The organism is Pseudomonas sp. 1176_21, from assembly GCF_052850635.1.
In genome coordinates this window covers 575,213-598,913 of sequence record NZ_VXCV01000002.1, presented here as the reverse complement: position 1 = coordinate 598,913, position 23,701 = coordinate 575,213, and the positions used below count along the sequence as shown (strand labels likewise).

The following is a 23,701-nucleotide window of genomic DNA, read 5'->3' as shown; positions in this document are numbered from 1 at the left end:
GGTCAAGCCCGCTCCCACAAGTTCTCCACCGCCCTTGAAACCAGGGTTGTACCTGTGGGAGCGGGCTTGACCCGCGAAGCTTTCAGTCGCGCTTGACCAGCCCCGGCAACTGCGCCACCAGCTTCTGGTTGTTGAACGGCGCCCGAATGAACCCGCGCTGGGTACCATCCGGCCCGAGCAGCGCCAGGTTGCCACTGTGATCGACCGTGTAGTTCGGCTTGCTGGTATCGGCCGGAATGAACGGGATGCTCACCGCATTGGCCAGCTTCTGCGTATCCTCCAGCGACCCCGTCACCCCGCGAAAATCCTTGTCGAAGTAGCCCAGGTACGTCTTCAACTGCGCCGGTGTATCCCGGTTCGGGTCGACGCTCACCAGCACCACCTGCAAACGGTCCACCGCCTCCTTGGGCAGCTCGCTCTTGACCTGCCGCAGTTGCGCCAGCGTGGTCGGGCAGATGTCCGGGCAGAAGGTGTAGCCGAAGAACAGCAGCGACCACTTGCCCTTGAGCTGGTCCAGCACCACCGGCTGGCCGTTCTCGTCGGTCATCTGCAGCGCCGGCACCTGGCGGCTCTGCGGCAGCAGGATGATCCCGGCATCGATCAGCGCCGTGGGGTCGCCCTGGCTGCGATTGCTCAGCACCTTGTTGATGGTAAGCCCGAGAATCAGTGCGACCAGGGCAACGAGGATGAAAACGGTTTTCTGGGTTCGAGTCATAGGTTCAACAGTAGGTAATGGTCAACAAGCAGCGCGATGAACAGCAGGAACAGGTACGCGATAGAGTACTTGAAGGTCCTGATCGCCGCGTGCGGCCGACTGCCACGGTACAACACCCAGGCCCAGTGCAGGAAGCGCCCGCCCAGCACCACGGCGCAGGCCAGGTACAGCGGCCCGCTCATGTGGATCACGTAAGGCAACAGGCTCACCGCCAGCAGGGCGGCGGTGTACAGCAGAATGTGCAGCTTGGTGTAGTGCTCGCCGTGGGTCACCGGCAGCATCGGGATATCGGCCTTGGCGTACTCCTCCTTGCGATGGATGGCCAGGGCCCAGAAGTGCGGCGGGGTCCAGGCGAAAATGATCAGCACCAGCAACAGGGGCTCGGCGCCCACATGCCCGGTCACCGCCACCCAGCCCAGCAGCGGCGGCGCCGCCCCGGCCAGCCCGCCGATCACGATGTTCTGCGGCGTGGCCCGCTTGAGAAAGCCGGTGTAGAGCACCGCATAGCCCAGCAGCGAGGCCAGGGTCAGCCAGGCGGTCAGTGCGTTGGTGAAGCTCAGCAGCAGCACCATGCCCAGCACCGCCAGCAGCAAGGCGAACGCCAGCGCCGCCAGCGGTGCGACGCGCCCCTCGGCCAGCGGCCGCTTGTGGGTGCGCGCCATCAGTGCGTCGATGCGCCGGTCCACCACATGGTTGACCGCCGCCGCGGCACCCGCACACAGGCCGATGCCCAGGTTGCCGAACACCAGCACCGTCCATGGCACGCCCGCGCGGGTGGCCAGGAACATCCCCACCAGCGAGGTGATGAGCATCAGCACCACCACCTTGGGCTTGGTCAGCTCCAGGTAGTCGCGCCACAGCGCCTGCTGGCGCGCGGGGTTCAGAAGCGTTGCCATGGGTTCTCTCCCAGATAATGCACCACGCCCACCGGGCGCAGCGGCGTCAGGCGCCAGCCCTGGCTGACCCTGCGCGCCTTGGGCTGCGTGGCCAGGCGCGTGCGGTAGTTGACCAGCACCAGCGTCAGCAGCAGCGCCGCGCCACCGGCGTTGTGCGCCACCGCCACCGCCAGCGGCAGCCCGAACGCCACATTGCTGATGCCCAGCCCCACCTGCACCGCCAGCGCCAGCAGCACCAGCCTGGCCAGGCGCCGCAGACCGATAGCGTGCAGCTGCCAGGCCAGGGTCAGCAACACCAGCGTGACCAGCAGCGCCCCCAGGCGGTGGGTGATATGGATGGCGGTACGCGCCTCGCTGTCGAGCTGTCCGCCCAGGTAGTTGGGGCCGATGTGCTGGGTGAGGTGAAAGCCGTTGGCAAAATCCGCCTCGGGCCACCACTGGCCGTGACAGGTCGGCAGGTCGACGCAGGCCACCGCGGCATAGTTGGCGCTCACCCAGCCGCCCAGGGCGACTTGCCCGATCACCAGCAGCAACGCCAGTGCCGCCAGGCGCCTTAGCCGCAGCGGCAGGCCGGGCAGGGGCATGAACGCGCGCGACAGGCGCAGGCTCAGCAGAAACAGCAGGCTCAGGGTGGCAAAGCCGCCCAGCAAGTGCGCCGTGACCACCTGCGGCCACAGCTTGAGGGTGACCGTCCACATGCCGAACGCGGCCTGGAAGAACACCACCGCCAACAGCAGCAGCGGCAGGCGGTACGGCTGGCCGTTGTGCCCATGCCGACGCAGCGCCTGCACCGCCAGCATGGCGATCACCAGCGCCAGGGTGCCGGCAAAATAACGGTGCACCATCTCGTTGCGGCCCTTGTGGGCCTCGACCGGCGTGTCCGGGTAGTGGCGTTCGGCATGTGCCAGTTGCGCCTCGGTCTTGGGCACGCTGATGAAGCCGTAGCAGCCCGGCCAGTCGGGGCAGCCCAGGCCGGCGTGGGTCAGGCGGGTATAGGCCCCCAGCAGCACCACCACCAGCGCGAGGAAGGTGGCGAACACGGCGAGGCGGTATCCGGGTCTGGCCATGGTGCGTGCCTCCTAGCCGATGTTGGACAGCTTGAGCAGATGGCGCAGGTCGTTGAGCAGGTCCTTGCCCTTGACCCGTGCGTCGTAGCGCAACACCAGGTTGCCGTGGGGGTCGACGATCCACAGCTGCGCGCCCTTCAGGCCCCCGGCGGCCCTGCTGTACTGCGCCAGCTCCAGCGCATAGCGCTGCAGTTGCGGGTACTCGCGCGCAAGCCTGGCCTGATACGCCTCGCTCAACGGTTGCCCGGCGGCCAGCGCGTGGCTGGCACGGGCGGCGTCGCGGCCAAGGCCGATCTGTACCTGGCGCGCCAGGTACACCAGTTGCTGGCAGTCTGCGTCACAGTCACCAGGGGTGCTGACCAGCAGCTGCCAGCGCGCCTCGTCGGTCGCGACCCCCAGCTCGGCGCGGCCCTGGCCGTTGCCGATCAGTTCGCCGTGGTAGCTGCGGCTTTCCGGCACCCAGAACTGCAGCTTGTACATGCCGGTGGCGAGCATCATCGGCCCCACCACCACCAGCAGGATCAGAATCAGCTGCAACCGCCCGCGCCAACGACGGCGCGGCACTTCAGACGTGCCGGATGGATGCATGACGGCGCCCATGGTGGTTCTCCTTGTCGTTGTGCCAGCCGAAATAGAGGTACAGCGCAACCAGCGCCGCGGCCAGGGCAAACCATTGCACGGCGTAGCCCAGGTGTTTCTCCGGGCCCATCGCTACCACTGGCCAGTCCAGCCGGTAGCTGGCCGGGCCCGGTTCCAGGCGCAGTTCATGGGCAAAGCCCTCGCGGCCCAGCTGCGGCCACAGCTGCGCGGCATCCACCGCCGTGAGCAGGTGCGGCCAGCGGCCCCCTTGCGGGTCGGCGTGCAACTGGAAGGTGCTGCCCGGCGCCACATATACCCAGGCCTGCAGGGCAAGCGGTGTCTCGGGGGTGCTGAACTGCACCGCCACACGCCGGTCGGGCCAGGGCAGCCAGCCGCGATTGACCAGCAGCCACAGGCCGCTGGCCTGGTCGTGAAAGGGTTGCAGCAGCTCGACCCCGGCCTGGCCGTCGCGCAGGCGGTTGTCGAGCAGCACACTGTGGGTGCGGTCGAAACGGCCATACAGGTGCACCCGGCGATAGGCCGGGTCGCTCGCCTGCGCCAGCTGCTCGCTGGCCAGGGGCGCTGCCACCCGGCGCTCTGCATAGGTGGCCAGCAACTCGCGCTTTTCGGCGGCGCGCCCCAACTGCCAGCAGCCCAGCGCAATCAGCCCCGGCAGCAGCAACATCACCACCAGGGTCGGCACCCGGCCGGGGCGGAACGGCCTCATCGGGGCCCCGCAACGGCTGTCGCTATACTTGTTGTAGTCATCGCATCCCCCGGAGTACCGCCATGCTCAAAGCCGCGATTGTCCTGATGCTGCTGGCGACCGTGATCAGCCTGTTCAGCGGCCTGTTCTTTCTGGTCAAGGACGATGACAACTCGACCCGCCTGCTCACCGCCCTGAAAATCCGTGTCAGCCTGGCCGCCATCACCCTGGCGCTGGTCGCCTGGGGTTTCTACAGCGGCCAACTGGTGTCCCACGCGCCGTTCTAGGCGCGGCTACAGCACATACACGAAGATGAACAACCCCACCCACACCACATCCACGAAGTGCCAGTACCAGCTGGCCGCCTCGAAGCCGAAGTGCTTGTCTGCGCTGAAATGCCCGCGCAGGATGCGCATCAGCATCACGAACAGGATGATCGTGCCCATAGTCACGTGGGCCCCGTGGAACCCGGTGAGCATGAAGAAGGTGGCGCCGTAGATCCCCGAATGCAGGGTCAGGCCCAGTTCGGTGTAGGCCTCGTGGTACTCGTAGGCCTGCAGGATGAGAAACGCCAAGCCCAGCACGATGGTCAGCGCCAGCCAGAATTTCAGCGCACCGCGGTGATCCTTGCGCAGGGCATGGTGGGCGATGGTGATGGTCACGCTGGAGCTGACCAGCAGAATGGTGTTGATCAGCGGCAGGTGCCACGGGTCGATCACATCGCTGGGCGGTGGGAACAGCTTGGGGTCGGGGGTATGCAGCAGCGGCCAGGCGAACTGGAAGTTCGGCCACAGCATGTGCGCCACGCCCTTGGCACCTTCCCCACCCAGCGCCGGGCCTGCCAGGTGGCGCACGTAGAACAGCGCACCGAAGAAGGCCACGAAGAACATCACCTCCGAAAAGATGAACCACGACATGCCCCAGCGGAACGAGCGGTCCAGCTGCGGGCTGTAGAGCCCGGCGCGGCTTTCCTTGATCACCGCGCCGAACCAGCCGAACAGCATGTAGGCCAGGCACAGTGCGCCGACGAAGAAGATCAGCGGGCCATGGGAGTCCTCGTGGCCGGCCTTCATGTCGTTGAACCAGGTGCCCAGGCCGAACACCGTGATCAGCATGCCGAGGGTGGCGATGATCGGCCACTTGCTCTGCGCCGGTACGTAGTAGTGCTGATGAGCAGCCATGGATCGTTCTCCTTATCGGGCGCTCTGTACGGTCTGGGTGGCCACGTGGGCCACCGGCGGCTGGCGAGCGGTGATATCGAACAGCGTGTAGGCAAGCGTCAGGTGTTTCACATCCTTGGGCAGGTCGCGGTCGACGATGAAGCGCACCGGCATCTCGATGCGCTCACCCGGCTGCAGCACCTGCTGGCTGAAGCAGAAGCATTCGGTCTTGTGAAAGTACGCGGCCGCCTCCGCCGGGCTGATGCTGGGGATGGCCTGGGCGGTCATCGGCTTGTCGGTGGGGTTGCGCGCCACGAAGATCATCTGGTTCACCGCGCCCGGGTTGACGTCGATCTGGTCGGCGGTGGAGTAGAAGTCCCAGACCATGTCGCTGGCATTGGTCGACAGGAACTGCACCTTCACCGAGCGCGTGGGGTCGCTGACCTGGCTGCCTGCGTACTGCCCGCCGGTCTTGCCGTTGATGCCGAAGGCCTTGCACATCACGTCGTAGATCGGCACCAGGGCAAAGCCGAAGGCGAACATCACCACGGTCAGCAGCATCAGCCGCGTCACCAGTCGCCGCAGCGACGTGCGCTCGTTCATGGCAGCACCCTCATTTCACTTCCGGCGGGGTCTGGAAGGTGTGGTAGGGCGCGGGCGAGGGCACCGACCATTCCAGCCCTTCGGCGCCATCCCATGGCTTGGCCGGGGCCGGCTTGCCGCCACGGATGCACTTGATCACGATGAACAGGAAGAAGATCTGCGTGACGCCGAAGGTGAACGCGCCGATCGACGACACCATGTTGAAGTCGGCGAACTGCAGGTTGTAGTCCGGCACCCGGCGCGGCATGCCCGCCAGGCCGACGAAGTGCATCGGGAAGAACGCCATGTTCATGCCGATGAACGACAGCCAGAAGTGCAGCTTGCCGAGGGTTTCGTCGTACATGTGCCCGGTCCACTTGGGCAGCCAGTAGTAGGCGGAGGCGAAGATGCCGAAGATCGCCCCCGGCACCAGCACGTAGTGGAAGTGCGCCACCACGAAGTAGGTGTCGTGGTACTGGAAGTCGGCCGGGGCGATGGCCAGCATCAACCCCGAAAAACCGCCGATGGTGAACAGGATGACGAAGGCGATGGCGAACAACATCGGCGTCTCGAAGGTCAGCGAACCTTCCCACATGGTGCTCACCCAGTTGAACACCTTCACCCCGGTGGGCACCGCGATGAGCATGGTGGCGTACATGAAGAACAGCTCGCCCACCACCGGGATGCCGACCACGAACATGTGGTGCGCCCACACGATGAACGACAGGAAGGCGATGGCCCCGGTGGCGTAGACCATCGAGGTGTAGCCGAACAGCGGCTTGCGCGAGAACGCCGGGATGATCGAGCTGACCGCGCCGAACGCCGGCAGGATCATGATGTACACCTCGGGGTGACCGAAGAACCAGAACACGTGCTGGAACAGTACCGGGTCGCCACCACCGGCGGCGCTGAAGAAGCTGGTGCCGAAATGGATGTCCATCAGCATCATGGTCACCACCCCGGCCAGCACCGGCATCACCGCGATCAGCAGGAACGCGGTGATCAGCCAGGTCCAGACGAACAGCGGCATCTTCATCAGGGTCATGCCGGGGGCGCGCAGGTTGAGGATGGTGGCGATCACGTTGATCGCGCCCATGATCGAGCTGATGCCCATCAGGTGGATGGCGAAGATGAAGAAGGTCACGCTGGCCGGTGCGTAGGTGGTCGACAGCGGGGCATAGAAGGTCCAGCCGAAATTCGGCCCGCCGCCGGGGCTGAACAGGGTCGATACCAGCAGCAGGAACGCTGCCGGCAGCAGCCAGAAGCTGAAGTTGTTCATGCGCGGCAGGGCCATGTCCGGCGCGCCGATCATCAGCGGGATCATCCAGTTGGCCAGGCCGACGAAGGCCGGCATCACCGCACCGAACACCATGATCAGGCCGTGCATGGTGGTCATCTGGTTGAAGAATGCCGGCTCCACGATCTGCAGGCCGGGCTGGAACAGCTCGGCGCGGATCACCATGGCGAACGAGCCGCCGAGCAGGAACATGGCGAAGGCGAACCACAGGTACATCGTGCCGATGTCCTTGTGGTTGGTGGTCAGCACCCAGCGCATCAGGCCCTTGGCCGGGCCGTGGGCGTGGTCATGGGCGGCATGACCGTGGTCGTCGATGACTGTACTCATGTCCTGTCTCCCCGGTTCATTGGCTGTCGGCCTGCTTGAGCGCCAGCACATCCTTCGGCGTGACCATGTCGCCCTTATTGTTGCCCCAGGCGTTGCGCTCGTAGGTGATCACGGCAGCGATATCCACTTCCGAGAGCTGCTTGCCGAACGCCGCCATGGCCGTGCCGGCCTTGCCGTGGAAGACGATGTTCAGGTGATCCTTGATCGGGCCGGTGGCGATCTTCGAACCCTTGAGCGCCGGGAACATCGGCGGCAGGCCCTGGCCTTCGGCCTGGTGACAGGCCACGCAGGTGGTGTGGTAGACCTTGTCGCCGCGCTCGCTGAGCTCCTGCAGGGTCCACTCCTTGCTGGTCAGCTCCTTGAGCTTGGCCGACTCGGCCTTGCGTTCGGCCAGCCAGGTGTCGTAGTCGGCCCTGGACTTGACCTCCACCACCACCGGCATGAAGCCGTGGTCCTTGCCGCACAGTTCGGTGCACTGGCCGCGGTAGATGCCCGGCTTCTCGACACGGGTCCAGGCCTCGTTGACGAAACCGGGGATGGCATCGCGCTTGACCGCGAACGCCGGCACCCACCAGGAATGGATGACGTCGGCGGCAGTCACCAGAAAGCGCACCTTGGCACCCACCGGGATCACCAGCGGCTGATCGACCTCCAGCAGGTAGTGCTCGTCCTTGGGTGCCTTGTTGTGGATCTGATCGGCGGGGGTGGCCAGGTTGCTGAAGAACTCCACGTCCTGGCCCAGGTACTTGTAGTGCCACTTCCACTGGTAGCCGGTGACCTGGATATCCACGTCCGACTCGCTGGCATCGTAGATGTCCACCAGGGTCTTGGTGGCGGGGATGGCCATGGCCACCAGGATCAGGAACGGCACCACCGTCCACATGATCTCGACCCAGGTGTGCTCATGAAAATGCGCCGGCTGCTGGCCGGTGGAGCGTCGGTGCACCATCATCGACCAGAACATCGCGCCGAACACCACGATGCCGATCACCACGCAGATCCAGAAGATGGTCATGTGCAGGTCGAACACGGCGTTGCTGACTTCAGTCGCCCCCGGCGCCATATTCACGGTCCAGGCGGCGTGTGCCGGCGTGAACAGTGACCACAACAGCAGGCCCATCCAGGCATGTGGATGTCGCATCATTGCGGGTTCCCCTTATGATTCTTGTTATCCCGGAGGCAGGGCCTACGGCTAAGGGTACGGCGTCAAGACGGCGAACTTCGACGGCGAGCCCCTGCTGGACAGCAGGCGGGCCTCATCAACCAATCACTTTCAAAGCGGAGTATAGACAGCCGCCCGGACCGCGCAAAAAATCGCCGAGAGGGGGTTGATGGCCATTTGATATGCCTTACAGCGACATAAACGCACATCGTTTATGACAAATCCGTCTTAACTCTTTTTCGAACCGAGCTACCTTATGTCATCCGTGTGTTTCCCTTGTCCCTGGAGTTGTCATGAACATCGCCGCTTTGCGCGAGCAGATCACCCGTGCCCGTCAACATGAGGTCCAAACCGGCCAGTTGAAAAAGCAACTTGAAGTGCAACTGCCCCACCTGCATCCCTCGATCAACCTGCCTGAGCAAGACCCGCATGCGGCGCTTGTGGGGTTTGTCGACGCGTACATCGACCAGGTACCCGAACTGCTGGAGGCCGCCAATGCGGTGGCGCGCGAGGCGGGCATCGAGTCGCAGATCAAACCGGTACTGAAAATTGCCGAAGCCTATTTCCTGCAGCCGCCGGCGATCATGCAAGGCCAGGTCGGCCTGGGCTGCCTGCTGGATGAGGCCTACCTGGCGCACCGCCTGGTGGAGGAAGTGAACGACCTGTACATCAAGCATTTCAAGCAGCCACTGATCCCGCTGGATACCACCGTGGCCAACCTGATCGCGCATCAGCTGATCGGCGAGGCATTCGCCAACCAGCTGGATGAGGTGGTGCACCACTCGGTGGACGAAATGCTCAACGACGAAAGCTTCGCGCTTGAATCGGTGGAGGCCTACCGAGACAAGCTGAGCAGCCCGGACACCGGCGCGGCGTGGAAGCGCTGGCCGTGCCTGTCGCGCCAGCTGGGCGTGGGGCTGGAGCTGGATCAGTCGGCCTGATCGGCTCGGCGGCGCAGCCTTCGCCAGCAATGCTGGCTCCTACAGGATTACACCCCGTGTAGGAGCCAGCCTTGCTGGCGAATCGTTCACGCGCCAAGCCCTGCCGCCATGCGCGCCCGCCCCTCGGTGCGCCGCTTCAACCCGCGCGGCTCGATCACCAGCACCGATCCATTGCCCGCATTCGCCCGGCCCCAGTCCTCCAGCAGCTCGAGACACGCGTGGTCGATGTAGCTGAGCTGGGCCAGCGGTACATGCAACGTGGTACATACCGGTACGTTATCCAGCGCCCGAGCGAGTGCCGGGACCTTGAGAAACGTCGCCGCACCGCTCAAGCGAAGCTCCAGGTGCCCCGGCGTATCCAGGTGGCTGACGCTGATCTTCAACCGCGCCGCCTTCAGCGCAAGCTTGAGCAAAGTCAGGGCGAAACCCAGCAGTACGCCGGTCAACAGGTCGGTGAAGATGATCGCCAGTGCGGTCGCCGCGTAGGTGAACATCGGCATGCGCCCATAGCGCCCCAACCCGCGGAACGCCTTGAAGTCCACCAGCTTGAAGCCGGTGTACACCAGTACACCTGCCAGGCTCGCCACCGGGATCTGCTGCAGCACACTGCTCAGCACCACCACGAACGCCAGCAACCATGCCCCATGCAGAATAGCCGACAGCCGCGTCTGCGCACCGGCCTGCACGTTGGCCGAACTGCGTACGATCACCCCGGTCATCGGCAACGCCCCCAGCACGCCACAGAGCATGTTGCCCACCCCCTGGGCCGACAGTTCACGGTCGAAGTCCGAACGCTGGCCACTGTGCATGCGGTCCACCGCCGCCGCCGACAGCAGCGTCTCGGCACTGGCGATGAATGCCAGGGCGAGCGCCGCCACCAGCAGGTGCGGGTTGGCCAGTTGCAGCAGGTCGGCGGGGCGCAGCCAGTCGATGGCCTCGGCCAGGTTGGCGGGCACCACCACGCGGTTCACCGGCAACGCCAGCCACAGGCTCAGCAGGGTCATCAGCGCCACCCCGAGCAAGGCCCCCGGCACGAAGCGCAGACGCTGCGGGCGCAGGCGCTCCCAGCCCCACATGATCGCGATGGTGCCCAGGCCCAACGCACCCGCCTGCCAGGCATTGCCGGGGCCTTCCGGGGTCAGCGCCTGCAGTAAGGTCTGTGGGAACGCCGTCAGGTTGGCCAGCCCGGAAGGCTGCGGGCTGGCGTCGAACATCACATGCGCCTGCGACAGTACGATCAGCACGCCGATACCGGCGAGCATGCCGTACACCACCGCCGGCGCCGTGACCCGGAACCAGCAGCCCAGGCGCAGGCGCCCTGCCAGCAGTTGCAGCAGGCCCGCCAGCAGCAGGATCGGCCCGAGCATGGCCATGCCATGCTGGCGTACCAGCTCGAACACCAGCACCGCCAGGCCCGCCGCCGGGCCGCTGACCTGCAATGGCGAGCCGGCGATGAACCCCACCACCAGGCCACCGACGATGCCGCTGATCAGACCCTTGGCCGGGGGCATGCCGGAAGCGATGGCAATGCCCATGCACAGCGGCAGCGCCACCAGAAACACCACCACCGAAGCCAGCAGTTCACGCGGCAGGGCCGCTTTCAATTGCGTCATGTTCACCTTGATTCTCCCTCTATCGATCACGCCGGGCCATTCCGCTGGCCCGCACGCCGCAGTAACGCCGCCACGCGGGCAGCCGCAAGCCGCCGGCAGGCCGGCAAGGCATTCATGGAAATTCAAGGCAGCCGACTACCTGGGCTGCACGCGAACGTGCAGCCTTCAGTCACCCTGTTGCGAATGAGGTGTGGCTAGTAGCGCCCGCGCGGGGTGGCGCAGGGAATCGGCTGGCCGCTCTGCAGGGGCAGGAAGCGGTCGCTTACCGCGTCATAGGCGGTGATTTCGCTGGTTTCGATGTCGTAGATCCAGCCGTGGATATACAACTGGCCGGCCGCCAGGCGCGAGGCGACCGAAGGGTGGGTACGCAGGTGCTGCAACTGGGCGATGACGTTTTCCTTGGTCAGCACCTGCATGCTTTCGTGTTCGTTGTGGCAATGGCAATTGTCTTCGACCACCGTGCGCGCCACCTCGGCATGCCGCAACCAGGCCTTGACCGTGGGCATCTTCTCCAGGCTCTGCGGGTTGAGCACGGCACGCATGGCCCCGCAATCGGAATGCCCGCACACGATGATGTGCTGCACACCCAGGGCCATCACCGCGTATTCGATGGCCGTGGATACACCACCGTTCATCTGCCCGTAGGGCGGCACCACGTTACCCACATTGCGGGTCACGAACAGGTCGCCAGGGGAGCTGTGGGTAATCAGTTCGGGCACGATGCGCGAGTCGGCGCAGGTAATGAACATCGCCCGCGGCTTCTGCGCAGTGGCGAGTTTCTTGAAGAGCTCTTCCTGTTGCGGGAAGACTTCATGATGAAAATGCAAAAAGCCGTCGACGATATGCTTCAGTGCGGCATCGGCGCTTTCGGCTTGATCAGCCGGGCCGTTTTGAGAGGGGTCCTGGTCTTTCATTGTTGATCCTCTTTGACGGTTTGAAGGTAAGTCCATTTTACCGGTTCAAGATTCAGACAACGCAATGAAGCTTGGATGTCGCTCACGCTCAATAAAGCACAGTGCGGCTGCCTGGCGTTTCACGCTACGCGGAAAAACTTAACTCAAACTGAATTTGGAGGCTCTAGAACGGGCGTTCCAGAACAAAAGGGCGGGCCTCGGATACTAGCAAAAAAGCATTAATGGCAACTACCCATTAATGCATTACAGCAGCGACAACTGCCCACCGGGCGGGCAGAACGCGCTGCAATCGAGCGCATGGCCTTCACGCCGGTTCAGTCCCAGGCGGCGCATGGCCTTGTCGAAACGCTGCGCCAGCAAGTCGGCAAACACGCCTTCGCCCCGCATGCGTGCGCCAAAACGGCTGTCGTACAGCTCGCCGCCACGGCTCTGACGGATCAGGCTCAGCACATGGGTCGCACGTTGCGGGTAATGATCCTGCAGCCATTGCTCGAACAGCGGCGCCACCTCCAGCGGCAGGCGCAGCAGCATGTAGGCCGCGTGCAGCGCGCCGGCCTGCTTGGCCGCCTCCAGCAGGTGCTCCAGTTCGCTGTCGTTGATCATCGGGATCATCGGCGAACACAGCACACCTACCGGCACACCCGCCTCGCGCATCACCCGAATCGCCCGCAACCGCGCCTTGGGCGCGGCGGCACGCGGTTCCAGGGTGCGCTTGAGCTCGTCGTCGAGGGTGGTCAGGCTGATCATCACCGACACCAGGCGCTGCTGTGCCAGTTCAGCCAGCAGGTCGAGGTCGCGCAGGATCAGCGAGCCCTTGGTCACGATGGTGACCGGGTGACGGTAGCGCAGCAGCACTTCAAGCAGGCGCCGGGTCAGCTGCTGTTCGCGCTCGATGGGCTGGTACGGGTCGGTGTTGGACCCCAGGTTGATCGGGGCGCACACGTAGCCTTTCTTCGACAGCTGTTGTTCCAGCACCGCCGCCGCGTTGGTCTTGGCGATCAGCTTGGTCTCGAAATCGAGCCCCGGCGACAGGTCCCAGTAGGCGTGGCTGGGGCGGGCATAGCAATAGATGCAACCATGCTCGCAACCTCGGTAGGGGTTGATCGAGCGGTCGAAGGGCAGGTCGGGCGAGGTGTTACGGGTGATGATGGTTTTGGCCGTCTCGATGCGGACTTCGGTGCCCTGGGTCAGCGGCACCTCCTGGTACCAGCCATCATCCTCGGCCACAGAGCGGGCAGGGGCGAAGCGGTTGTGCGGGTTGTGCGCGGTACCGCGACCACGCACAGGCGCTGGAGTGAACATGGCGAGCCCCTGTACTGTTTTTATATACAGTACTGCATCGCCACCAGGACCTCCAGCACCGCTCGGCGCCCGACGTGGCTACGGGTTAAGGCCATGCCACTGCAGAAACGGCAGGGGGCTCACGTCATGCCCGCGAAACACCTTGAACCCTGCCGTGATCGAGCGCCCGGCCCCCGGGGCAACAATGGCCTCGAGCAGGGCACGCCCGGTGGCCGGGTTGAGCACGCCTTCGGCTTCGAACCGGGCGAAGGCATCGATCGCGTAGACCCGCGACCACAGGTAGCTGTAATAGCCCGCCTCGTAGCCGCTGGCCAGGTGATCGAAGGCCTGGGCCGGGCGCTCGAAATCGCCCAGCGGCCAGGGCAGCACTGCGTCGAACTGTTCCACCACCTGCTGCTGCAGACTTTGCGCAGCAGCCGGGTAGGTCTCGCCATGCAGGTGCAGGTCCAGGCGCGCCATTGCCAGGTCTCGGGCAAACGTGAGCCCTTGCTGCTGTTTCTGCTGGTCGAGAAACGCCTGCACCGTGGACTGCGGCAGTGCCTTGCCTGTCTGGTAGTGATGGGAGATACCGGCCAGGTACTCGGCCGACCAGCACCAGCGCTCCAGCAGCTCACTGAAGAACTCGATCCCGTCCGGCCCCAGGCTGTCGATATCGGACAGGCGGTAATCGGTGGTGGCCACCAGCAGCTGGTGCAGGCAGTGACCGAACTCGTGGTACAGCTTGCGCAGGTCCAGGTGGGTCAGCAACGGTGGGGCAACCCCGTCACCACGCTCGACTGCGCAGAACAGCGCCGCCGCGCCCTTGTGAAAACGACCCTCGGCATCCACGTGGCGGTTCCATACCCGCAGGCTCCAGGCGTAGTCCTCCTTGCCCGGGCGGGTGATCGCATCCATGTACAGGTACCCCACCAGCGCATGGCCCTGGGTCACCTCGAAGCACCGCACATCCGCATGCCAGGCCTGCAACGTGCTGGACGGTGTGATCTGCACGCCGAACAGGGTATCGGCCAGCTGCGTCATGGCCAGCACCACCTGCTCCAGCGGGAAGTAGCCACGCATTTCCTCGCCAGACAGCGCCAGCGGGTGCCGATGCGCGCGCTGCGCGTAAAAGGCGATGTCCCAGGGTTGCAGGCCACCCAGGCGCGCCTGCTGGTCGAAGGCCCGCAACCGCGCGGTTTCGGCGCTACGCCAGGCGGCGCTGTGGGTGCTCAGGTCCTGCAGAAACCGCGTGACCTGTTGCGTCGATTCTGCCGTCTTGGTCTGCAGGCTGAGTTCGGCAAAGCTGGCAAACCCCAGCAGTTGCGCCTGCTCATGGCGCAGTCGTCGCAACTCCAGCAGCACCGGGCCGTTGTCGGGGCCTGCGTCCAGCTCCGACGCGCGGCCATGGTAGGCCCGATACACGGTTTCACGCAGGCTGCGGTCTGTGGCCTGCTGCAGGATGGCCAGGCACGGGGCCTCTTCCAAGGTCACCAGCCAGCCCTCGAGGCCCTTGGCCTGGGCCTTGCGCGCCATGGCGGCGGTCTCCAGCGCGTCGACCCCCTGCAGGCGCCGGGCATCGGTGATGTGCAGGGTCCAGGCGCCGGTGGCGTGTGCCAGGTTGTCGAGGAACAGGTTGCGCTGGGCACTGATGCTGGTTTGCAGGGCCATCAGGCGGGCACGCTCGGTTTCACCGAGCTCGGCGCCGCTCAGGCGAAAGGCCTTGATCGACTGCTGCAGCGACATCCTGCGTTCGTGACTGAACAGCGCACCGTGGGCGCTGTCGGCCAGACGCTGATAGAGCGCCAGCAACGTGGCGTTCTGCAGCTTTGCCTGATGATAGGCCTGGGTCTTGAGCCAGCACTCGTCCACGGCGGCCTTCCAGGCCTCGCCGCGGGTGTACAGGGGCACGATCAGGCGAACGGCGTTGTTGAGGCGTGCATCCAGTGCATCGATGGCCATCACCAGGTCGTCCCAGGTGGGCAGGCCACGCTGGGCCAGGATGATGCGGGCCAGAGCGTTGTGGTTGTCGAGGATGATCTGGTCGATGCCCGCCGTCAGGTGTTCCAGGCGGATGTCGGCGTAGGCTGGCGGATCGAGGGGGGCGAGCAGGGGATTGCTGGTCATGGGCAGCTCCTTGAGTGACGGGAAGGTCCCGTCACTTTCAAGGGTTGCCGGTGCGCCAGGGGCTAACTATGTATGCCCCTGCACCAGCCACACGGCCCGCTAGGGCTTCTTCAGCTTCGGATTGGGGAAGAACTGCACCGTCTGCACTGCAGGCTGGGGCGCCTTGGCCTCGGCCTGGTTGACGCGGGTGCCCAGTTCCTTGGGCACCGACAGGCCCTGTTCGTTGAGCGTGTCGGAGAACCCGCAGGCCACGCACTCGCGGTGTGGCACGCCGTCTTCGCTCCACATCATCAGCTTGTCCGGCTCGCTGCACGCCGGGCATACGGCCCCGGCAATGAAGCGTTTCTTGGTCTTGCTCATGCCGCCAGGTCCTCGCTCAGGCCACTGTGGCGCAACAGCGCATCGATCGACGGCTCACGGCCACGGAAGTCGACGAACAGGCGCATCGGCGCCTGCGAGCCGCCACGGGCCAGAATCGCCTCGCGGAAGGCGCGACCGGTTTCGGCGTTGAGCACACCCTCTTCCTCGAAGCGCGAGAAGGCATCGGCCGACAGCACTTCAGCCCACTTGTAGCTGTAGTAACCGGCCGCGTAGCCGCCGGCGAAGATGTGTGCAAAGCTGTTGGGGAAGCGGTTGTACGCCGGCGGGCGCATCACCGAAACCTCGTCGCGCACCCCTTCGAGCACCTCCAGCACGCTGCGGCCATCGCCGTGGCTGGCGTGCAGTTCGAAGTCGAACAGCGAGAACTCCAGCTGGCGCACCATCATCAGGCCCGACTGGAAGTTCTTCGCCGCCAGCATCTTCTCCAGCAGGTCCTGCGGCAGGGCAGCGCCACTTTCGTAATGACCGGAGATCAACGCCAGGCCTTCGGGCTCCCAGCACCAGTTCTCCATGAACTGGCTCGGCAGCTCGACCGCGTCCCAGGCCACGCCATTGATGCCGGATACCCCGGCATGCTCGATGCGGGTCAGCAGGTGATGCAGGCCGTGGCCAAACTCGTGGAACAGGGTGGTGACTTCATCGTGGGTCAGCAGCGCCGGCTTGCCCGGGGCGGCCGGGGTGAAGTTGCACACCAGATTGGCCACCGGGCTCTGCAGGCTGCCATCGGCCGTGCGGCGACGGTCGCGGGCACCGTCCATCCAGGCACCGCCGCGCTTGTTGGCGCGGGCGTACAGGTCGAAGAAGAAGCGCCCCACGTGCTGGCCGTTCTCCTTGATCTCGAACAGGCGCACGTCCGGGTGCCAGGTATCGAAGCCTTTCACCTCGGCGATCTCGATGCCGTACAGGCGCTGCACGATGGTGAACAGGCCCGACAGCACCTTGTCGATCGGGAAGTAGGCACGCAGGGCTTCCTGCGACACGCTGTAACGCTGTTCGCGCAGCTTCTCACCATAGAAACCGCTGTCCCAGCTCTGCAGGTCCGGGCAGCCCTGCTCGGCGGCGTAGGCCTTGAGCTGGGCCAGGTCCTGGGCGGCGAAGGGTTTGCTGCGCTTGGCCAGGTCACGCAGGAAGCTCAGCACCTGGTCGCTGGACTCGGCCATCTTGGTGGCCAGGCTCAGCTCGGCGAAGTTGGCATAACCCAGCAGCTCGGCCAGCTCCTGACGCAGGTCGAGGATCTCGCGCATCACCGGGCCGTTGTCGAACTGGCCGGCATTGGGGCCCTGGTCCGAGGCGCGGGTGCAGTAGGCCGCGTACAGTTCTTCGCGCAGGGCACGGTCGTGGGCGTAGGTCATCACGGCGTAGTAGCTGGGGAATTCCAGGCTGATCAGCCAGCCATCCAGGCCCTTGGCCTGCGCGGCGGCCGCCATCTGCGCCTTGGCCGATTCGGTCAGGCCGGCCAGTGCGGCCTCGTCGGTGACGTGCTTGGTCCAGGCCTGGGTGGCGTCGAGCAGCTGGTTGGAGAAACGGCTGCCCAGTTCCGAAAGCTTGCTCTGCACCTCGGCATATCGCTTCTGCTGGTCGGCTGGCAGGTCGATACCCGACAGGCGGAAGTCACGCAGGGCATGTTCGAGGATGGTTTTCTGCGCCACATCGAAGCCGGCGGCTTCGGGGCTGGCGATCAACGCTTCATAGGCCTGGAACAGCTCGCGGTTCTGGCCCATTTCGGTGGCGTAGGCGCTCAGGGCCGGCAGGCAGGCCTCGTAGGCCTCGCGCAGCTCGGCGCTGTTGCACACCGCGTTGAGGTGGCTGACCGGGCTCCAGGCGGCACCCAGTCGGTCGTTGAGTTCGTCCATGGCCAGCACCAGGCCGGCCCAGGTGGGGTTCTGGCCCTGGGTTTTCAGGATCGAGGCGATGGCGCTGCGGTTGTCGGCCAGGATCTGTTCGATCGCCGGCAGCACATGCTCGGCACGGATCGCCGAGAAGGGCGGCAGGTCATAAGACTGCAGAAGCGGGTTGTTCGCACTCACGGTTAAACACCTTGGCAGAAGAAACACCGCTCCATCTTAATTACAATCGACGCTGACCGCAGCTATCAGCCTTACAGAGAGACACTATTCATGGCCATCCGCAGCTTCCAGCAACACATTCCGCGTCTCGGCGCCCGCGCCTTCGTCGACCGCAGCGCAGTGGTGCTGGGTGATGTCGAGATCGGCGAGGACAGCTCGGTATGGCCTCTGACGGTGATCCGCGGCGACATGCACCGCATCCGCATCGGCGCGCGCACCAGCGTGCAGGACGCCAGCGTGCTGCACATCACCCATGCCGGCCCGTTCAATCCCGACGGCTACCCGCTGCTGATCGGCGATGACGTGACCATTGGCCACAAGGTCATGCTGCATGGCTGCACCCTGGGCAACCGCATTCTGGTCGGCATGGGCAGCACCATCATGGACGGCGCGGTGGTCGAGGACGAGGTGATCATCGGTGCCGGCAGCCTGGTACCGCCGGGCAAGACGCTGGAGAGCGGCTTCCTGTACGTGGGCAGCCCGGTGAAGCAGGCACGGGCGCTGACCGACAAGGAACGCGCGTTCTTCCCCTACAGCGCCGCCAACTACGTGAAGCTCAAGGACCTGCACCTGGCCGAAGGCTACGACCAGCCCGAGTGAGTTATCCACAGCCCCCTTTTTTCGAGACTGTCATGCACCAGCAAACCATTCTGTTCGACCTCGACGGTACACTCACCGACCCCCGTGAAGGCATCACGCGCTCCATCCAGTACGCCCTGGCCAAGCTGGACATCGACGAGCCGGACCTGGCCCGCCTGGAACACTTCATCGGCCCGCCCTTGCTGCAGGCGTTCATGCAGTTCTACGGCTTCGACGAGGCCAAGGCATGGCAGGCGGTGAACTTCTACCGTGAGCGCTTCAAGGTCACCGGGTTGTACGAGAACCGCGTGTTCGAGGGCGTGAGCGAGTTGCTCGAAGGGCTGCAGGCGCAGGGGCGCACGCTGTACATCGCCACCTCCAAGCCCTGGGAGTTCGCCCGCGAGATTGCCCGGCACTTCGATTTTGCCCGGCATTTCAAGGTCATCTACGGCAGCGAGCTGGACGGTACGCGCACCAACAAGGTGGAGCTGATTGCGCACCTGCTGGCCGAAGAAAACCTGGACCCGGCGCAGACGCTGATGATCGGCGACCGCAAGCACGACCTGATCGGCGCGCGCAGCAACGGGCTGGAAGCAGTGGCGGTGGGCTACGGGTTTGGCAGCCGCGAGGAATTGACCGCAGAGCAGCCGGCTTATCATTTCGACACGCTGGGCGAGCTGCATCGGGCCTTCATGCGGTCCTGAGGGCCTTTTCGCCGGCAATGCCGGCTCCTACAGGGGGTGCGAAGCGTTGTAGGAGCCGGCCTTGCCGGCGGAGCTTTCCAGGGCCTGCTGGCGCTGCTCGAACGGCAACCGCCCCCAGGCCTCGACCCGCTGGTAGAACACCGCCCAATCTCCGCCAACCTCCCGGAACAACGCTGCAAACGCAGGCACCCACTGGTCATACAGCCCGAACGGCAGCAGCTTGGCGTTGTTCATCGGCGCGTTGATCCACGCGTCATAGCGCTTGTCGCCCTGCCACCTTGTATCGCGCAGCACCCGGTACTCGCTGCGCAGGCGCTCGAACTCGGCCTGCTTGCCCGCGCGCATCGCTGCCTCGTCCAGCGGCTGTGCATACAACGTCTTGAGCCGCTCGCGGCTGGCCAGCACCAGCCCCACGAACTCGTCACGCTGGCGCGCTCCACCCTGCGGCAAGGGCGCCAGCCCGCGGGCCGCGCGCCACTGGCGCGAACCTTCCTGCTCCACAAAGGTGGCAAACGACTCGTTGAACGCCGTGTCGTCCTTCACGTACACGCGCTGGTGCGCAAGTTCGTGGAAGATCACCGTGGCCAGGCGCTCGTCGCCCCAGCCCAGCATCGAATTGAGAATCGGGTCGTCGAACCAGCCCAGGGTCGAATAGGCCTCCACCCCGCCCACATACACATCCTGCCCCTGCGCCTTCTGCAACGCCGCCGCCCCGCGCGCCGCACCCTGGCTGTAGTAGCCGCGATAGGCCACGCAACCGGCGATGGGAAAGCAGTAGGTATGCGGTTCCAGCGAAAACTCCGGGGTGGCGAACACGTTCCACACCACGAACGGGCGCCCGATATCGGCGTACACCCGGTAGCTGCGGTTGTCCGGCAGCTTAAGGTGGCTGCTGGCAAAAGCGCGTGCCTGCTGCGCTTTCGCCAGGTGCTGGCGCAGGGCAGGGGGGGTGGCCGGGTCGGCCACCAGCACCGCCACCGGCTCGCGCGCGCGCAGCAGCTGCCATTGCCCGCTGGCCAGCTGGCTGTAGTAGCCGAGGCTGGTGCAACCGTTGAGCAGCCCGAGCAGCAGCACGGGAACCAACCCGAGGAAAACGCGGTCGAGTGCCCCGGGGCTTGAGCGCAACCAGAAAAAAATTCGAACCATGTGCAGGGATGTCTCGCTCAAGTGCTCATCGGCCCAAGACTATCCTGCCTGCCCGGAGTTTTGCCATGCGTACGATGCTTGCCGCCAGCGCTGTGCTGGCCCTGACCGGCTGCGCCGGCCTGCCCGCCGCCGACCCGAACCAGGCCTGGGTCGACCTCCAGCCCGCTGCCGACGACACCCTGCACGCGCTGGAGGTGGACGAGCGCAGCTGGGCCGACACCCGCTACTTCGAAGTCACGCCGGGCAGTCACGAGCTGACGGTGCGCTATCAGTTCGCGGTAGCGCCCGGCAATATCGGGCCGGTGGACGAACCGCTGTGGCGCGATTGCCAGCTGAACGTGAAATTCAAGGATTTCAATGCCGGCCAGCGCTATCAGTTGCAGGCCGGCAGCATCGGCTTCAGGCCCTGGGCCAAGCTCTACGACGAGCAGCGCAAACTGGTCGGCACCGGTTTGCCTGCCGGATGCCAGCGTACCTGAACAGACTAATGGCGCTATGCTTGTAGCTTGTAGCCCGCCAGCGGAGATTGCCATGCGCCAGCCCATGATGCTGCTTGCCATCAGTACCTTGGGGGCCTGTGCCAGTCCCCTGCCACCGGTCGACAGCAAGCAGGCCTGGATCGACCTGTATACCGTCACGCCGGGCAAGGTGCTCATGGCCGACCGCCTGGATGGTCAGCGCCTGAACGACGGCCGTTTCTTCCAGGTCACGCCGGGCAAACACGAACTGGTGGTGCGCTTTGATTTCGAGGTGTATTCAGGCGGTTTCAGCACCGACCCCACCGAACGCACCTGCTACCTGAAGATTCGCTACGACGACTTCCAGGCCGGCCAGCGCTACCGCATCGAAGCCCGCGCCCCGGCCATGCAGCCCAGTGCCTATCTGTACGACGCGCAGCGCAAGCTGGTCGCCGAAGAACAGAACGACATCTTCTGCATCCCGTGACGGCTAGCGATCGTTTTTCTGGTAGATGATCTTCTTGGTGCCGTTCTCACAGCTGCCCACCACCATGTTCTGGTCGTGGACTTCATCGTTGGTCACGATTTCCAGGGTGTAGGAAGAGACATTGTTGGCCTGGATCTTGGCTTCGATCTCGGCCTTGAGCTCGGCGCAGTCCTTGGGCGCGGCCAGCGCACTGGTGGCCAGCAACGAGGTCAGCACAGCGAATGCAATACGAGTCATCAGAACAGCTCCTTGTGGCGGCAGACCATCTGCCGACAGCCATTTGACCACAAGAAGCCGTGCGTCGTTCTGATCTGCGCCGGCGTCAGTCCACCAGGGTGGCGTCCAGGCTGATCTGGGCCTTGAGCACCTTGGATACCGGACATCCCGCCTTGGCCTTGTTGGCCAGCTCCTCGAATTTCGCCTTGTCGGCACCGGGCACCTTGGCCTTGAGGATCAGGTGCACGGCGGTGATGGCAAAACCATCGGGCTGCTTGTCCAGGGTCACTTCGGCGATGGTGTCGATACGCTCGGCGGTCAGGCCGGCTTCGCCGAGGATCATCGAAAAGGCCATGGAGAAGCAGCCTGCATGGGCAGCGCCGATCAGTTCTTCAGGGTTGGTACCAGGCTGGCCTTCGAACCGGGTGTTGAAGCCATAGGGGTTGGCCTTCAAGGCGCCACTCTCGGTGGAGAGCTGTCCCTTGCCGGTTTTCAGGTCGCCTTGCCAGATTGCCGATGCTGTCTTTTTTATCGAACTCATAAAGCCTCCTGAGTGCCTGAGAGCGCGGGGGATCGCGCCTGGCGTTCAATTCAGAGGGCGTCACCACGGGCAAGTTCAGCCCGATTGCAGGGGCAGGCATTGAATACCTGTGATCTGCCCATACAGAGTCAGAAAGGTCGCGGCATGCTGTCGGCCTAACCATTCAGGAGGCGTACACGCCATGACGCGACTCGCGGACATCAAATACTCCACCCTCGACCTGGTACCGGTACGCCAGGACAGCGGCCCGGCCCAGTCGCTGCGCAACTCGCTGGACCTGGCGCAACACGTGGAGAAATTCGGCTACAACCGCTTCTGGGTGGCCGAGCACCACAACATGGACGGCATTGCCAGCTCCGCCACCTCGGTGCTGCTGGGGTACCTGGCCGGTGGTACCTCGACGATCCGCGTGGGTGCAGGCGGGGTGATGCTGCCCAACCACGCGCCGCTGGTGATTGCCGAGCAGTTCGGCACCCTGGCCAGCCTGTACCCGGGCCGTATCGACCTGGGCCTGGGACGTGCGCCGGGCTCCGACCAGATGACCGCCCGCGCCCTGCGCCGCGAGCGCTCGGGCAGCGCCGACGACTTCCCGGACGATGTAGAGGAACTGGTGCGCTACCTGGGCCCGCGCACGCCCGACCAGAAAGTGATTGCCGTGCCGGGGTATGGCACCGAGGTGCCGATCTGGCTGTTGGGCTCGAGCCTGTTCAGTGCACAGCTGGCGGGGATGCGCGGCTTGCCGTATGCGTTTGCCTCGCACTTTGCGCCGCGCATGATGCATGAAGCGATCCGCGTGTACCGCAACCACTTCAAGCCCTCGACAGTGCTCGACAAGCCCTACGTGATGTTGGGTGTACCGCTGGTGGCGGCCGATACCGACGAGCAGGCCGAGTACCTGGCCACCTCGGTGTATCAGCGAATTCTGGCGTTGATGCGTGGGCAGAGCCTGGTGCAGCGCCCGCCCGTCGATAGCATGGACGGCCTGTGGCAGCCCCATGAGCGGGAGGCAGTGGGAAGTTTCCTGGGCCTGGCGATGGTGGGCGGGCCAGAGAAGATCCGCGCCAAACTGGACGTGCTGCTGGAGCAGACCGGTGCTGATGAGCTGATCTTTACCTGCGACCTGTACGAGCATGCGGACCGGATCCGGTCCTACGAGATTCTGTCTCAGGTCATCAAGGGCAACTGAAGGCCCTTTCGCCAGCAAGGCTGGCTCCTACGTAGGAGCCAGCCTTGCTGGCGAAAGACTCACCGATCAACCGCGCTTGTACACGATTTCCTTGGTACCGCCTTCACACGACCCCACCACCTTGCCATCGGTCGCAGCGCCCTTGTCGACGATCTCCAGCGAATAGTGCGGTACGCCATTGGCGTCGATCTTCGCGGCAATCTCGCTCTTCAATTCTTCACACGGCTTGCCCGCCGCCAGCGCAGTCCCGGCCAGGGTCATCAAGCCAAACGCCAATACCAACTTCTTCATCGATCGCATTCCTTGTTCAGATCAAAAAGGGTTCAGGGCCAGCCGGCCGCCATCAGCTGTTGGCGATACGGAAGCCCACCTTGATGGTTACCTGAAAATGCGCCGCCTTGCCATCCTTGATATGGCCCCGGGTCTCGGTCACTTCGAACCACTCCAGGTGCTTGATGCTCTTGGCCGCTTCGGCCAGGGCATTGTTGATCGCGTCCTCGATGCTGCTGGGCGAGGAGCCGACCAGTTCGACCTTCTTGTACGTGTGGTGATCAGACATGACTACTCTCCATC

27 protein-coding genes are annotated in these 23,701 nt (G+C 64.7%); 7 read left to right on the top strand and 20 right to left on the bottom strand.

Features of this window, described 5'->3' with window-relative positions; genetic code table 11:
• Positions 1–82: 82 nt before the first annotated feature.
• From FW760_RS07825 to FW760_RS07805, 5 genes are read right to left on the bottom strand one after another with little or no spacing between them, the layout of a single operon-like run.
• Complete coding sequence (locus tag FW760_RS07825) at positions 83–715, bottom strand: SCO family protein (RefSeq protein WP_043862286.1); 633 nt, start codon at positions 713–715, stop codon at positions 83–85.
• A complete protein-coding gene (gene cyoE, locus FW760_RS07820; protein WP_043862285.1) occupies positions 712–1,611 on the bottom strand; it encodes a heme o synthase in 900 nt (299 codons plus the stop codon). Before cyoE ends, FW760_RS07825 begins: the two co-directional genes overlap by 4 nt.
• The gene (locus FW760_RS07815; protein ID WP_054916030.1) at positions 1,596–2,678 is read right to left on the bottom strand and encodes a COX15/CtaA family protein; all 1,083 of its coding nucleotides are present in this window, start codon (positions 2,676–2,678) and stop codon (positions 1,596–1,598) included. Before FW760_RS07815 ends, cyoE begins: the two co-directional genes overlap by 16 nt.
• A gap of 12 nt (positions 2,679–2,690) precedes the next feature.
• Positions 2,691–3,278: a hypothetical protein gene (locus FW760_RS07810; protein WP_058541993.1), complete on the bottom strand. Its 588-nt coding sequence runs from the start codon at positions 3,276–3,278 to the stop codon at positions 2,691–2,693.
• Entirely contained in the window at positions 3,244–3,984 is a 741-nt protein-coding gene (locus FW760_RS07805; protein WP_054916032.1) for an SURF1 family protein, read from the bottom strand. The genes FW760_RS07810 and FW760_RS07805 overlap by 35 nt, the downstream gene beginning before the upstream one ends.
• 62 nt (positions 3,985–4,046) lie before the next feature.
• Between FW760_RS07805 and FW760_RS07800 the strand changes: the two genes are divergently transcribed.
• Complete coding sequence (locus FW760_RS07800) at positions 4,047–4,250, top strand: twin transmembrane helix small protein (RefSeq protein WP_043862281.1); 204 nt, start codon at positions 4,047–4,049, stop codon at positions 4,248–4,250.
• Between the two features lie 6 nt (positions 4,251–4,256).
• Here the strand turns inward: FW760_RS07800 and FW760_RS07795 are convergent, their stop codons facing one another.
• The 4 genes from FW760_RS07795 to coxB are packed head-to-tail and all read right to left on the bottom strand — an operon-like array spanning position 4,257 to position 8,473.
• Positions 4,257–5,144: a cytochrome c oxidase subunit 3 gene (locus FW760_RS07795; RefSeq protein WP_116052455.1), complete on the bottom strand. Its 888-nt coding sequence runs from the start codon at positions 5,142–5,144 to the stop codon at positions 4,257–4,259.
• Between the two features lie 12 nt (positions 5,145–5,156).
• Positions 5,157–5,726, bottom strand: coding sequence for a cytochrome c oxidase assembly protein (locus FW760_RS07790; protein WP_043862279.1), 570 nt, complete (start codon positions 5,724–5,726; stop codon positions 5,157–5,159).
• Positions 5,727–5,736: 10 nt separating this feature from the next.
• The gene (gene ctaD, locus FW760_RS07785) at positions 5,737–7,329 is read right to left on the bottom strand and encodes a cytochrome c oxidase subunit I (RefSeq protein WP_054916033.1); all 1,593 of its coding nucleotides are present in this window, start codon (positions 7,327–7,329) and stop codon (positions 5,737–5,739) included.
• 16 nt (positions 7,330–7,345) lie between these two features.
• Complete coding sequence (gene coxB / locus FW760_RS07780) at positions 7,346–8,473, bottom strand: cytochrome c oxidase subunit II (protein ID WP_043862277.1); 1,128 nt, start codon at positions 8,471–8,473, stop codon at positions 7,346–7,348.
• Between the two features lie 311 nt (positions 8,474–8,784).
• Between coxB and FW760_RS07775 the strand changes: the two genes are divergently transcribed.
• On the top strand, positions 8,785–9,432 hold the full coding sequence (locus tag FW760_RS07775) for a hypothetical protein (RefSeq protein ID WP_054916034.1): 648 nt from the start codon (positions 8,785–8,787) through the stop codon (positions 9,430–9,432).
• Positions 9,433–9,518: 86 nt separating this feature from the next.
• Here FW760_RS07775 and FW760_RS07770 read toward each other — a convergent pair whose 3' ends face one another.
• The 6 genes from FW760_RS07770 to prlC all read right to left on the bottom strand — a co-directional run bounded on the left by FW760_RS07770 (position 9,519) and on the right by prlC (position 17,772).
• Positions 9,519–11,045, bottom strand: coding sequence for a SulP family inorganic anion transporter (locus tag FW760_RS07770; RefSeq protein ID WP_178083057.1), 1,527 nt, complete (start codon positions 11,043–11,045; stop codon positions 9,519–9,521).
• A gap of 194 nt (positions 11,046–11,239) precedes the next feature.
• The gene (locus FW760_RS07765) at positions 11,240–11,959 is read right to left on the bottom strand and encodes a carbonic anhydrase (RefSeq protein WP_043862274.1); all 720 of its coding nucleotides are present in this window, start codon (positions 11,957–11,959) and stop codon (positions 11,240–11,242) included.
• Positions 11,960–12,202: 243 nt separating this feature from the next.
• Complete coding sequence (locus tag FW760_RS07760; RefSeq protein WP_043862273.1) at positions 12,203–13,261, bottom strand: PA0069 family radical SAM protein; 1,059 nt, start codon at positions 13,259–13,261, stop codon at positions 12,203–12,205.
• Between the two features lie 78 nt (positions 13,262–13,339).
• A complete protein-coding gene (locus tag FW760_RS07755; RefSeq protein WP_446443716.1) occupies positions 13,340–15,364 on the bottom strand; it encodes a M3 family metallopeptidase in 2,025 nt (674 codons plus the stop codon).
• 99 nt (positions 15,365–15,463) lie between these two features.
• Complete coding sequence (locus FW760_RS07750) at positions 15,464–15,724, bottom strand: YheV family putative zinc ribbon protein (protein ID WP_043862271.1); 261 nt, start codon at positions 15,722–15,724, stop codon at positions 15,464–15,466.
• On the bottom strand, positions 15,721–17,772 hold the full coding sequence (prlC, locus tag FW760_RS07745) for an oligopeptidase A (protein WP_043862270.1): 2,052 nt from the start codon (positions 17,770–17,772) through the stop codon (positions 15,721–15,723). The genes FW760_RS07750 and prlC overlap by 4 nt, the downstream gene beginning before the upstream one ends.
• A gap of 90 nt (positions 17,773–17,862) precedes the next feature.
• Here prlC and FW760_RS07740 point away from each other — a divergent pair, with 90 nt between their 5' ends.
• Positions 17,863–18,411 (top strand): gamma carbonic anhydrase family protein, encoded by a 549-nt coding sequence (locus FW760_RS07740; protein WP_116052452.1) that lies wholly within the window; start codon positions 17,863–17,865, stop codon positions 18,409–18,411.
• A gap of 32 nt (positions 18,412–18,443) precedes the next feature.
• A complete protein-coding gene (locus FW760_RS07735; protein WP_054916038.1) occupies positions 18,444–19,094 on the top strand; it encodes an HAD family hydrolase in 651 nt (216 codons plus the stop codon).
• A gap of 27 nt (positions 19,095–19,121) precedes the next feature.
• Here FW760_RS07735 and FW760_RS07730 read toward each other — a convergent pair whose 3' ends face one another.
• The gene (locus FW760_RS07730; protein ID WP_116052451.1) at positions 19,122–20,240 is read right to left on the bottom strand and encodes an aminopeptidase; all 1,119 of its coding nucleotides are present in this window, start codon (positions 20,238–20,240) and stop codon (positions 19,122–19,124) included.
• A gap of 65 nt (positions 20,241–20,305) precedes the next feature.
• Between FW760_RS07730 and FW760_RS07725 the strand changes: the two genes are divergently transcribed.
• Both FW760_RS07725 and FW760_RS07720 read left to right on the top strand, forming a co-directional pair.
• On the top strand, positions 20,306–20,719 hold the full coding sequence (locus tag FW760_RS07725; RefSeq protein ID WP_054916040.1) for a PA0061/PA0062 family lipoprotein: 414 nt from the start codon (positions 20,306–20,308) through the stop codon (positions 20,717–20,719).
• A gap of 52 nt (positions 20,720–20,771) precedes the next feature.
• Positions 20,772–21,185: a PA0061/PA0062 family lipoprotein gene (locus FW760_RS07720; protein WP_043862265.1), complete on the top strand. Its 414-nt coding sequence runs from the start codon at positions 20,772–20,774 to the stop codon at positions 21,183–21,185.
• A gap of 3 nt (positions 21,186–21,188) precedes the next feature.
• Here FW760_RS07720 and FW760_RS07715 read toward each other — a convergent pair whose 3' ends face one another.
• Together FW760_RS07715 and FW760_RS07710 are read right to left on the bottom strand one after the other, a co-directional pair.
• Entirely contained in the window at positions 21,189–21,422 is a 234-nt protein-coding gene (locus FW760_RS07715) for a DUF1161 domain-containing protein (protein ID WP_043862264.1), read from the bottom strand.
• 85 nt (positions 21,423–21,507) lie between these two features.
• Positions 21,508–21,942: an OsmC family protein gene (locus FW760_RS07710; protein WP_088514205.1), complete on the bottom strand. Its 435-nt coding sequence runs from the start codon at positions 21,940–21,942 to the stop codon at positions 21,508–21,510.
• Between the two features lie 181 nt (positions 21,943–22,123).
• Between FW760_RS07710 and FW760_RS07705 the strand changes: the two genes are divergently transcribed.
• Positions 22,124–23,128, top strand: coding sequence for an LLM class flavin-dependent oxidoreductase (locus FW760_RS07705; RefSeq protein WP_043862263.1), 1,005 nt, complete (start codon positions 22,124–22,126; stop codon positions 23,126–23,128).
• Positions 23,129–23,194: 66 nt separating this feature from the next.
• Here the strand turns inward: FW760_RS07705 and FW760_RS07700 are convergent, their stop codons facing one another.
• Positions 23,195–23,419 carry a DUF1161 domain-containing protein gene (locus FW760_RS07700; RefSeq protein ID WP_054916042.1) on the bottom strand — a complete coding sequence of 75 codons (225 nt, stop codon included), beginning with the start codon at positions 23,417–23,419 and terminating at the stop codon, positions 23,195–23,197.
• Positions 23,420–23,471: 52 nt separating this feature from the next.
• Entirely contained in the window at positions 23,472–23,687 is a 216-nt protein-coding gene (locus tag FW760_RS07695; RefSeq protein ID WP_043862261.1) for a dodecin, read from the bottom strand.
• Between the last annotated feature and the right edge of the window lie 14 nt (positions 23,688–23,701).